This window comes from Psychrobacter sp. LV10R520-6, from assembly GCF_900182925.1.
In the GTDB taxonomy this organism is placed as follows: domain Bacteria; phylum Pseudomonadota; class Gammaproteobacteria; order Pseudomonadales; family Moraxellaceae; genus Psychrobacter.
In genome coordinates this window covers 1931297-1942580 of record NZ_LT900024.1, presented here as the reverse complement: position 1 = coordinate 1942580, position 11284 = coordinate 1931297, and the positions used below count along the sequence as shown (strand labels likewise).

The 11284-nt window shown below is 43.9% G+C and carries 8 protein-coding genes, 1 pseudogene and 2 CRISPR repeat arrays (1 of these 11 only partly in view); of the genes and pseudogenes, 5 read left to right on the top strand and 4 right to left on the bottom strand.

Annotated elements, in window-relative coordinates; genetic code table 11:
- Window positions 1-176 precede the first annotated feature (176 nt).
- Window positions 177-1631 (top strand): aldehyde dehydrogenase family protein, encoded by a 1455-nt coding sequence (locus tag U1P77_RS08040; protein WP_321154518.1) that lies wholly within the window; start codon window positions 177-179, stop codon window positions 1629-1631.
- 148 nt (window positions 1632-1779) lie between these two features.
- Here the strand turns inward: U1P77_RS08040 and U1P77_RS13575 are convergent, their stop codons facing one another.
- A complete protein-coding gene (locus tag U1P77_RS13575; protein WP_414479080.1) occupies window positions 1780-1941 on the bottom strand; it encodes an IclR family transcriptional regulator domain-containing protein in 162 nt (53 codons plus the stop codon).
- A gap of 310 nt (window positions 1942-2251) precedes the next feature.
- On the opposite strand from U1P77_RS13575, the gene dctP reads away from it, so the two are divergent.
- Window positions 2252-3313, top strand: a complete 1062-nt coding sequence (dctP, locus tag U1P77_RS08035; RefSeq protein ID WP_321154517.1) for a TRAP transporter substrate-binding protein — start codon at window positions 2252-2254, stop codon at window positions 3311-3313.
- 74 nt (window positions 3314-3387) lie between these two features.
- Here the strand turns inward: dctP and U1P77_RS13570 are convergent.
- From U1P77_RS13570 to mdlC, 3 genes and pseudogenes are all read right to left on the bottom strand, one after another.
- Window positions 3388-3762, bottom strand: a pseudogene (locus U1P77_RS13570) (transposase); the annotation flags it as partial.
- Window positions 3741-4091, bottom strand: a complete 351-nt coding sequence (locus tag U1P77_RS13565) for an IS3 family transposase (protein WP_414478999.1) — start codon at window positions 4089-4091, stop codon at window positions 3741-3743. The pseudogene U1P77_RS13570 and the gene U1P77_RS13565, both read right to left, overlap by 22 nt.
- A 393-nt stretch (window positions 4092-4484) precedes the next feature.
- Window positions 4485-6104, bottom strand: coding sequence for a benzoylformate decarboxylase (gene mdlC / locus U1P77_RS08030; RefSeq protein WP_321154516.1), 1620 nt, complete (start codon window positions 6102-6104; stop codon window positions 4485-4487).
- A 556-nt stretch (window positions 6105-6660) separates the two neighbouring features.
- Here mdlC and U1P77_RS08025 point away from each other — a divergent pair.
- From U1P77_RS08025 to U1P77_RS08020, 3 genes are all read left to right on the top strand, one after another.
- A complete protein-coding gene (locus tag U1P77_RS08025) occupies window positions 6661-7587 on the top strand; it encodes an IS30 family transposase (protein WP_321154515.1) in 927 nt (308 codons plus the stop codon).
- Between the two features lie 52 nt (window positions 7588-7639).
- Window positions 7640-9370: a CRISPR direct-repeat array (repeat unit 32 nt; unit sequence GTTTCAATCCACGCACCCGTGAAAGGTGCGAC).
- A gap of 65 nt (window positions 9371-9435) precedes the next feature.
- Window positions 9436-9747 (top strand): transposase, encoded by a 312-nt coding sequence (locus U1P77_RS13560; protein ID WP_414478998.1) that lies wholly within the window; start codon window positions 9436-9438, stop codon window positions 9745-9747.
- Window positions 9720-10625: an IS3 family transposase gene (locus U1P77_RS08020; RefSeq protein WP_414479079.1), complete on the top strand. Its 906-nt coding sequence runs from the start codon at window positions 9720-9722 to the stop codon at window positions 10623-10625. The genes U1P77_RS13560 and U1P77_RS08020 overlap by 28 nt, the downstream gene beginning before the upstream one ends.
- 47 nt (window positions 10626-10672) lie before the next feature.
- Window positions 10673-11284: direct repeats of the CRISPR family, unit length 32 nt; unit sequence GTTTCAATCCACGCACCCGTGAAAGGTGCGAC; it runs 3984 nt beyond the window's last position.

Here is an 11284-nt window from a genome sequence, read left to right as displayed (position 1 = left end):
TACATCAGTAAGCGCATATTTATATTCGTCAATTGAATGGATTAATTATGTAACATTTTTAAAATTGAAGTGAGGTATCACGTCAAATCTAAGTAGTCTCAGTCAAATAAAATACTCTAAGATTAAGATATCGTTAGAGCCATTCAGTAGGATATTATTAATAAAAAGGAATTTATATGTCTAACTATAATGATCTAAATTTTAACTATATTGATGGTGAGTGGCGTGATGGTACGTCTAGCCATGAAATCGTAACTAGCAATCCATTTAATGGAGAAAAGATTGCAACTTTCAAAGCAGCCAGCTTAGACGATCTTAACGCTTCTTATGAAGCACTGGCAAAAGTGCAACAACAGTGGCGTGAGACTAACCCATATGCCATGAGCCAAATTATTGAGCAAGCAGCGCAAGTAATGATCAACCGCCGTGAAGAGCTCATTGATTTATTGGTGAGAGAGTCTGGTTCTACCATCATAAAAGCCAATGTCGAGGTTGATGCTTGTATTGGCGTGATTAAAGTCGCAGCAGAATATCCATTTTTATTGGAAACCACTATTGCGCGCTCGGCCATTCCCAATAAAATAAATCACATCATCCGCAAACCTGCCGGAGTAGTGACAGTCATCGGTCCCTTCAACTTTCCAATGTTCCTAGCTATGCGCTCAGTCGTAACAGCCTTAGCCAGTGGCAATACAGTATTACTAAAACCTGCTTCTACTACTCCGATTACCGGTGGTATCTTACTGGCTAAAATATTTGAAGAAGCAGGGTTGCCAGCAGGTGCGCTATCAGTGGTTGTACCCAAGACGTCTGAGATTGGAGATGCTCTCTATACGCATCCAATTCCCAATATCATCTCTTTTACTGGATCTACTGAAGTCGGACAGCGCATAGGAGAAATGGCAGGTCGAGAAATTAAACGTTCCATCTTAGAGCTTGGTGGCAATAATGCGTTTGTCGTCCTAGAAGATGCCGATGTTGATTATGCTGCGCGTTCTGCTGTCTTCGGTCGTTTCCTACACAGTGGTCAAATTTGCATGTCAGTGAACCGCATTATCGTCCATGAGTCTATTTTTGATGAGTTTGCTGAGAAGTTCGTCAAATATACTAAAGGGCTTAACGTTGGTGATCCATCACGACCGGATGTATTAGTTGGCCCTTTAATCGAAGAGCGAGAAGCGATTCGTGTCGAAGAGGCGGTTCAACGTGCAGTCGAAGAGGGTGCGGAAGTGCTGCTTGAAGGCAAACGCGAAGGCGCTGTAGTCTATCCGTATGTCTTAAAAGGCAGTAATGATGTGTACTCTGCTCGTACAGAAATGTTTGGTCCAGTCGCCACCTTGATTTCGCATACAGGCGATGAAGATGCACTACGCCTGGCCAATGACACCAGTGCAGGCTTAAGTGGCGCGGTGCACTCTGCTGATATTGCACGTGCGCAAAAGTTTGCCGCTGGTTGGAAGACTGGCATGGTTCATATCAATGATCAGAGTGTCAATGATGAGCCACGCATTGCCTTTGGTGGTGAGAAGGCTTCAGGTGTGGGCCGCTTCGGACGCCATATCACCTTTGATGAGTTCACGACTTATCAGTGGGTATCGCTGCAAACTGAACAGCGTCCGTATCCGGTTTAACTAATCATCTATTGTACACATGTATAGTAGATGTTAATTTAATAAAAGGAAGCCATGGTACCCTATGATAAGGTCGCCATGGCTTTTGGGTTTATAGGCAATAAGTTATTCAAACACTAAATCAGTTGTCAGTTAGACATAATCAGTTTTAGGTATAGTAGGTTTGGATTTGTGCAGCACAATCACGTAGTATTGGCAAAAAATTTTCAATTAAAGCCTTATGGGAAATACGTAGAGAACTAGTGCTAATATTAATGGCGCCAATTAACTCATTGTTTGATTTGTAGCTCGGAAGTACAAAAGATAGCAAACTCTTGATGGACAACCATATATCTACTTTTCTTTGATGTTTGCTGAAATTGAGGAAATTCTATCTCCCCTAACGTACTGTGGTGCAGCGGATAGACAACGTCTAAAGACATTAGAAGCGATAGATAAATTAATTCTAATCTTAGAAGAACAACTAGATTGACAGAAGAATAGAAAAGGTATAATTTAGTTCACTATACGAACATAGATTTTAGTGTAGAACAAATTAAGCTTTACTATTGGTATGGATTGGCAGCTATGCCTGGTTTTATATTGGAACTATTTGTAACCATCAAAAAAAGGAATTTATGATGAGAAAGACGCTCCCGATTAGTTTGGCGCTAGCAGCCTTGATTGGTTTTACTGGCTGCTCGCAATCAAGCGATACTGCCACTGGTGACAATGCTGCTGTAAGCTCTGAAGAGACTACTATATTACGCTTTGCACATTTTTGGCCAGCGACTTCATCAACGCATAAAGATATCTTTGACTATTGGGCAAAAAAGGTTGAAGAAGAGTCAAAGGGTAGAATTAAAGTTGAGATTTATCCTTCAGCGACACTTAGCAAACCTGATGCTACTTATGATAATGTTGCTAAAGGTGTTGTTGATATCGGCTCTACACTTCAAGGCTATACCACTGGTCGTTTTCCATTGACTCAAATTGCAGAATTACCAGGTCTCTCCAACTCGGCAACTCAAATGAACTGTATGCTACAAACCCTATATGACGATGGGGTAATATCGAGCGAATATGAAGATACGCACTTATTATTTATGATGGGAACTGGTCCTGGAGGATTACATACCGTTGATAAGCCTATTCGTAAACCAGAAGACTTAAAAGGCATGCGTATTCGCGGGCCTTCAGCTATTACGGGTAATATTATTGAAGCTGCTGGGGGAACACCTGTAGGTTTACCAGTCACTGATCTTTATACTTCTCTCCAGCGCGGCGTTCTAGATGGCATAAGTCTTCCATGGGATGCAATGGGTTCATTTAAACTCACTGAGCTTACTAATACCCACACAAATATTCCTTTTTATAGTTCTCCTATCGTAGTGACAATGAACAAAGACAAGTATGCAAGTCTTCCTGATGACCTTAAAAAAGTTATCGACGATAATTCTGGTAAGGCCATGGCTGCGGTTGCTGGAAAAGTGTTCGATGCACAAGATGCCAAGTTTATAGCCGAGGCAAAAGCTAAAGGCGATACTATGATAGACATTCCTAATCCATTGAGTGATCCTGACTGGAAAGCTCCATTAGAAGCAGGTACTCAAAAGTACTTAAAAGATACTGAAGCGCTTGGATTAGATGCACAAACGGTTTATCAAAAAGCTCAAGAAGCTAGCGCTGCTTGTAAGTCTTAACTTATGATATTTCATAATTAACCTTAAAATAAAAAGGTGCATTCTGAACTGAAATTCGAAGCTTGGGCAGTTAGTTAATGAAAGGACTGAGTTCTGTACTTTACAGGACTCAGTCCTTTCAATTTTATCTGAATTGTCTCATAATTATAATAATGCATATACTCATGAATCTGTTGTTCTAATGCCTTAATAGACTTACGCTTCATCATATAAATCGTCTCACACTTGAGCGTCCCAAAAAAGCTCTCCATCAGTGCATTATCTAAGCAATTGCCTTTACGGCTCATACTCTGCTTAATCTTATTATCCTTAAGTGCTTTGTTAAATACCTTCATCTGATAATGCCATCCGTGGTCTGAGTGTAATACCAGATTTTTTGAGCGCTTAACAGGTAGACGATTTACTGCTTTATCTAGCGTCTGTTTGACTAAGTCATATACCGATCGCCTTGATAGCTTATAATTTCATTGTTATAACAATCGAGTATCGGCGACAAGTACAGCCTATCTTCACCAACCTTGAACTCAGTAACATCAGTCAGCCATCGTTTGTTTGGTGCTTTGGCATGAAACCTGCGCTTGAATATATTCTTGGCAATTGTGCCATGCCGACCTTTGTAAGAGCGATATTCCTGTCTTCTGTTTCTTGCATTAAATCCAAGCTCACTCATCAGTCTAGCAATCAGTTTATGGTTGTGATTCAATCCTTCGTTTTTAAGCACTCCAGTAATACGGCGATATCCATACCTACCTTTGCCTTTAGATGTTAAGCTAAGCATACCATGAGTGTTATAGTTTATGCGCCAGACATCGATTAAATCTGGTGAGTTGATGCTAAATCTAAAGGTAGTTCGGAGAGTCTTAAGTCTTCACTTGCCATGGTGGTGATGACATGGCGCTTAAACTCGTTACTATAGATCGCTTTACTGGTTTTAGGTTTGATAGCAAGTATGCCGCCTGTCTGGTACTGATTGACCTATTTGTAAACGTCTCTTTGATGTGCGATCCCTGAGCGACCTTGTCGATAATGAGCAATGACGCTTAGTTTGAAATTTATATCGTATTTCACAAGTTCACCCCTATAAGTTTGTCCAACTTATGGGGTCAGTTCAGCCATACGATAAGCCTTTTTTAAAACCTTGGGTTTTAGCCATCATTAATTCAACAAACGGTTAGTAAATAGCTCTTGTATTTGGATCCACAATTATTTCTAACAGATAACTGCTGGGCGCATCTAGGGCAGTATTTATCGCCTCGGCTAATTGTTCGTGCTGACTAACGCGAGAACCGTTACAGCCCATGCTTTTGGCTAATTGCACAAAATCAATATCAGGTAAATCAAGCCCTGGTATCGATTTATTTTTCATGATCTTACTAAATGAGTGCATTGCCCCATATCCACTGTTATTAAACACAATCACAGTTACCGGTAAGTTTAATTGTACCGCTGTCCAAATCGCTTGAATCGAGTACATCGATGAGCCATCACCAATAACACAAATCACTCGTTTATCCGTGGCCAACGCCACCCCGACTGCTGCAGGGAGAGCATAACCTAACCCACCGCTAGCCATAGTATAAAAACCATTGGCTTGGATAATGGGTAAAAAACGTTGAATGGCAGGGCGATGGGAGGGTGCTTCTTCCACAATTATAGCATCAGCGGGTCGCGCATGTGAGAGTACATCAATGGCATATTCAACTGGAATTGGTGTAGCTGCGTTTACTTGTGGAGCAGCGGGACGAATCGGCGTAGCTGATATGTCAGCATTGTTACTTGGTAATGGATCGAGTCGGTCTAGTAGGGCTTGTATACTATGCGCTATAGTGCCAAACAAAGTTGTTGTTGCCGAAGCAGACGCGGCATACATCGGATCATCTGTAATTTGATAAATTGCCACATCCGAATTAAATAATGGCATATCGCCTGGCAGATGCAGCGTAAATACAGGCGCACCAATCACCAAAATAACATCATATTCGGCAAGTTTTTGTGAGAGATGCTCTGGTAGAGCGGACAGAAATCCTGCAAACTGCGGATGATTTTGAGGAAAGCTAGCTCGGCTAGAGTACGGGGCTTCCCAAACTTGCGCTTGCAAGCGTTCGGCAAGAGTAATTATTGTCTCAAATGCTCCTTGTCGATCAACATCTGATCCCACTACTAAGGCTAAATTTTGACTGGGTTGCAAAGCTTTTAATAATTGATCAATGGCAGCTGGACTTGGCGTAGTACCCTCAATCACCTTTGAATAGTGTGGCATTACAGTCACTTTATCCCAATCATCCGATGGAATAGACACAAAGGTTGGGCCGCGTGGGTGTTGCATAGCGATATGATAGGCTTGGGCTATTGCCAATGGCACATCTTCGGGACGAGCCGGTTCAATGCTCCATTTGACGTAAGGCTTTGGAAATTCCGCCGCGCGTTCTGCTCCTAAATAGGGAGCAAAGGGTAATATACTTCGAGATTGTTGTCCCGCAGTAATTACCAGTGGAGCATGATTACGAAAGGCAGTGAATATATTACCCAAAGCATGTCCTACCCCTGCAGCTGAATGTAAATTAACAAACGCGGCATTGCCAGTGGCTTGAGCATATCCATCTGCCATAGCTACAGCAGACGCCTCCTGCAGTGCTAAGACATAGTCAAAATCTTCGGGGAAATCATTTAAAAAATTAAGCTCAGTTGAGCCGGGATTACCAAACACCTTGGTCATATTGAGTTCACGCATGAGGCGAAACGTGATTTGTTGGACAGTATTTGAAGTATTTGAATGCTCAGTGTGAGACATAGACAACATCCTTGTCGGTATTTAAGTATCAGTATTTAAGAACTAACTGCGCATAAAAAAAGCAAACGAAAACAGCTTTAAAATAGTATTCCACCATACCAAAGTTCTGACTTGAAAGTAGGAGGATTTTAAAAAATTACAACCATACCTTTATTCTTTAAGAATTATGCTTAACCATAATAGTTATTGGACTTGGCTACATCAACCATTCAGGAGAAAATTTCTTCATAAATGGAAGGTTTTGACAATAAAGTATTCATTGAATTGCAAGTAAAGTAAGGGGCGGAGAAGTTGTCTTGATTAATATCGTCTTCTATAAAAGTATAGGTTTGTATTAAACTTTGCTCAAGCGGCTCAGTTTTACATAGATTCTGAACATGTAGTAGCTGATAAGTATGTACCTATTCTAGGTGCTGAATATAGTAAAGATAACTATTGGGTGATGTTAGAAAACTTAGATTAACACGTGAAGTGCAATTTCGAAGAGCAGGTGAAAAAGAAGCCTAGATGCGCTAGCATCAAAGCCACTATCCACCACCAAAGTGAGATTGCAACCATGAGCTATACACATCTAAGCCTAGGGGAACGATATCAGATTTATGCTCTTAAAGGGGCAAACCACCGCATTAAATTTATAGCAGGCAAATTAAATAGAAGTCCTAGCACCATATCAAGAGAGATCAGGCGTAATAGAAGCCTGCGCGGCTATCGAGCAAAGCATGCCCACACAGAGGCTAAAGCGAGGCATGCAAACAACGCCTTCACTATTGTCTCAAGCGTCTGGGACTGGGTCGTTGCTAAGCTAAAGCTACAGTGGAGTCCGGAACAAATAGCAGGCGTCCATGGTGGTATCAGCCACATGAGCATCTATCGATACCTATGGACAGACAAGAAACAAGGCGGCGGGTTATGGCAACACTTAAGACGCAAAGCCAAACCTTATCGTCAAAGGCTTACCGCTGAGACCCGGGGACGCATCAATGACAGGGTCTCTATTCATGAGCGTCCTCAAATGGTAGAAGATCGATCACGCATCGGTGACTGGGAAGCGGATACCATTATCGGTCAAAACCACAAACAGGCTATCGTGACACTAGTAGAACGAAAGACAGGTTTGGTTAAGATGAAACGGGTCACTAAAAAGAGCGCTCATCTGGTGGCGGATGCTATGGTAAATCTACTGACCCCAGTTAGACTACAAGTTAAGACGATTACCTCCGACAATGGTAAGGAGTTTGCTGAGCACAAAACCGTTAAACAGAGGCTTTATAGTAAGTTCTACTTTGCTGATGCTTATGCCTCATGGCAACGAGAAACAAACGAGAATACCAATGGTTTAATCAGAGAGTACCTGCCTAAAGGCTGTGACTTCAGACAAGTATCCGATGATGAGGTACAGGCTATTGAGGATAGAATAAACAACAGACCAAGAAAACGATTGGGATTTAGGACACCAAACCAGGTGTTCTATTCCATTACTTAGCGTTGCACTTGGTGTGTTAATCTAGGCCATATAAAGATCATATTGTTCAGAAGTTTCAATCCACGCACCCGTGAAAGGTGCGACCGCATAATCCCCAGCGGGTATATCCACACCGTAAGTTTCAATCCACGCACCCGTGAAAGGTGCGACACCCCCTTTCTTTCCATCAACGCTATGAAAACTTGTTTCAATCCACGCACCCGTGAAAGGTGCGACTCGATAACCGTTACGTGCATTATCAAGACAACGGTTTCAATCCACGCACCCGTGAAAGGTGCGACAACCGCATAAGGATTAATAAAATGACTATACAGTTTCAATCCACGCACCCGTGAAAGGTGCGACTTCAAACGGTTAGGGATATTCTGCCCCTATGTGTTTCAATCCACGCACCCGTGAAAGGTGCGACCGCAAAGCACTTTATTTCCACGCATGGACGTTGGTTTCAATCCACGCACCCGTGAAAGGTGCGACCTGCACCACCGTTGCCAGTGTACCCGCCTGATTTGTTTCAATCCACGCACCCGTGAAAGGTGCGACACACCCCGCTATATGATGCAAACATTAGGCACTGTTTCAATCCACGCACCCGTGAAAGGTGCGACTGCCGGACAAAATGAGCGACACATGGAATAAAGGTTTCAATCCACGCACCCGTGAAAGGTGCGACAATGGAACATTCCGAAGCGCTTGCAGTTGTCAGTTTCAATCCACGCACCCGTGAAAGGTGCGACAACGTTCATATTATAAATCGTAAATATGCAAATAGTTTCAATCCACGCACCCGTGAAAGGTGCGACTACTGCAAATATGGGCGGCACACCAGGCAACCGTTTCAATCCACGCACCCGTGAAAGGTGCGACGATGTAGTCGAAATATCGAACGAACCGTTAGACGTTTCAATCCACGCACCCGTGAAAGGTGCGACTAGATTGGTAGGATTAAGTGCAATGCGGGAGCAGGTTTCAATCCACGCACCCGTGAAAGGTGCGACTCATCAATCTCGGCATCGTTATTCACGGCACCGTAGTTTCAATCCACGCACCCGTGAAAGGTGCGACCACACGCTGCTGCTGACTACGCACAAAACGCATTAAGTTTCAATCCACGCACCCGTGAAAGGTGCGACGATCATCTCTTCAGTACTGATATCTACACTGTCGTTTCAATCCACGCACCCGTGAAAGGTGCGACTGCCGGACAAAATGAGCGACACATGGAATAAAGGTTTCAATCCACGCACCCGTGAAAGGTGCGACCTGCACCACCGTTGCCAGTGTACCCGCCTGATTTGTTTCAATCCACGCACCCGTGAAAGGTGCGACACACCCCGCTATATGATGCAAACATTAGGCACTGTTTCAATCCACGCACCCGTGAAAGGTGCGACATGCGCCTGCACGCCGCTGAGATTGTCCTAGCAGTTTCAATCCACGCACCCGTGAAAGGTGCGACGACCAGTCCGGGGGCGATGGGTCCGGGTCTCAGGGTTTCAATCCACGCACCCGTGAAAGGTGCGACGCGCAAGTAATTGAGCAGCACGTTCGTAGCGGGTTTCAATCCACGCACCCGTGAAAGGTGCGACAAGAGTCCGGCCGATGGTCTGTAAATCACATTGAGTTTCAATCCACGCACCCGTGAAAGGTGCGACCCATGATATGCAGACGTTCAAAACTATATATGCGTTTCAATCCACGCACCCGTGAAAGGTGCGACCACCCACTATCACTGACATAGTGATGCCCACCAAGTTTCAATCCACGCACCCGTGAAAGGTGCGACTGTAGTGGCATAATTAAATTGGACAGTGTTTAAGAGGTTATACTAACTCAAAGAAGGAAACTAGTATGACTAACAAACGTAGAGAATATACCCGAGAATTTAAGTTAGAGGCCATCAGCTTAGTGATTGATCACAAGCGAAAAATAGCTGAAGTAGCAGAGTCTTTAGGGATTGGCACATCTACCCTAGACAACTGGGTACGCAAGTATCGATTAGAGCAACAAGGCGTTGCACCAACTCAAGGACTGGCGTTAACTGATGAGCAGCGAGAGTTGCAACACTTACGCAAAGAGAATAAGCGTCTAAGAATGGAGCGCGACATCCTAAAAAAGGCTTCAGCTCTGTTGGCATCGGACAGTCTAAAAGGCTACTACTGATAAGCAAGCTTGCAGAGCAGGACAAACGATTGAGTAAGCGTAAGTTATGTGACCTATTTGGCGCGGTCAGAAGCAGTTACTACTATGGCTTGAAGCCAAAGCCAATTAGCCTTGAGAGGGTGACACTCAAAGCTTTGATTCGTCAAATATTCAATGACTCCAATCAATCGGCTGGCGCTCGCAGCATCGTTGCCATACTAATGAATGAGCATAACATCAAGCTGACCCGCTATCTGGCAGGTAAACTTATGAAGCAAATGGGACTTAAAAGCTGTCAGCAAAAGACACACAAGTATAAGCACGCTGATCAAGAACATAGAACGCATGACAACCTTTTAGATCGCAACTTTAGCCCATCAGCACCGAACCAAGTTTGGACGGGTGATGTGACTTATGTCCGCATCAAAGGCGGCTGGTGTTACCTTGCTGTTGTACTAGATCTATATGCCCGTCGTGTGGTGGGCTTTGCTGTATCAGATTCCCCTGATAGTGTGCTGACCGCTAGTGCTCTACAAATGGCGTATCACACGCGCTTAATGCCAAGCGGTGTGCTATTCCATTCTGATCAAGGATCACATTACACCAGTCATACATTTGCTGAATCAGTAGCTGATTGTGAGGGTATGAAGCAGAGTATGAGCCGTCGTGGAAATTGTTGGGACAATGCACCCACTGAGCGCTTCTTCAGGAGTTTTAAAACTGAATGGATGCTAAAGGGCGGCTACAAGGATATCGCTGAAGCATCGACCGCCATTATTGATTATATTTGGGGCTACTATCAAACCGTGAGACCGCATACTTTCAATGATTATTTACCACCAGCAGAAAAAGAGAAACGATACTTTAACAAAAACCTCTTATCAGGTGTCCTAAATTAGTTGACCACTACAGACCGTAGTCCGTTGGATTTCTTGTCGCTAATACTAGTTTCAATCCACGCACCCGTGAAAGGTGCGACTATTCAATGAGTCTTGCGCATACTTCATGTCACGTTTCAATCCACGCACCCGTGAAAGGTGCGACCCAATCGTCATTATCATCTCTTTATGGTCAGGGTTTCAATCCACGCACCCGTGAAAGGTGCGACTGCTAGTTCTCCCATATCATTACTATCGGTTTGTTTCAATCCACGCACCCGTGAAAGGTGCGACGTATCAGCCAAGAGGTCGAGCGCTCAGTACAAGTTTCAATCCACGCACCCGTGAAAGGTGCGACTTACTACCGGTGGACGTGTTGGTAAGTTCTTAGTTTCAATCCACGCACCCGTGAAAGGTGCGACCTTCTTTCCATCTGCGAACGTAAGCCATTTGTGTTTCAATCCACGCACCCGTGAAAGGTGCGACTCAAGCAGCTCAAGCGCCACAAGTGCCAAGTGAGGTTTCAATCCACGCACCCGTGAAAGGTGCGACCTCTTCTATTTTTGAGTTGATGGCGCTGGTACTGTTTCAATCCACGCACCCGTGAAAGGTGCGACTTCAAAGTTACCAGTTTGGTTCAAACCTTCTTGCGTTTCAATCCACGCACCCGTGAAAGGTGC

Bases quoted from the DNA above. Each gene is read 5' to 3' on its own strand.
- dctP (WP_321154517.1), top strand. From the start codon at position 2,252: ATGAGAAAGACGCTCCCGATTAGTTTGGCGCTAGCAGCCTTGATTGGT.
- U1P77_RS13560 (WP_414478998.1), top strand. From the start codon at position 9,436: ATGACTAACAAACGTAGAGAATATACCCGAGAATTTAAGTTAGAGGCC.
- U1P77_RS13565 (WP_414478999.1), bottom strand. From the start codon at position 4,091: ATGCTTAGCTTAACATCTAAAGGCAAAGGTAGGTATGGATATCGCCGT.
- U1P77_RS08025 (WP_321154515.1), top strand. From the start codon at position 6,661: ATGAGCTATACACATCTAAGCCTAGGGGAACGATATCAGATTTATGCT.
- mdlC (WP_321154516.1), bottom strand. From the start codon at position 6,104: ATGTCTCACACTGAGCATTCAAATACTTCAAATACTGTCCAACAAATC.
- U1P77_RS08040 (WP_321154518.1), top strand. From the start codon at position 177: ATGTCTAACTATAATGATCTAAATTTTAACTATATTGATGGTGAGTGG.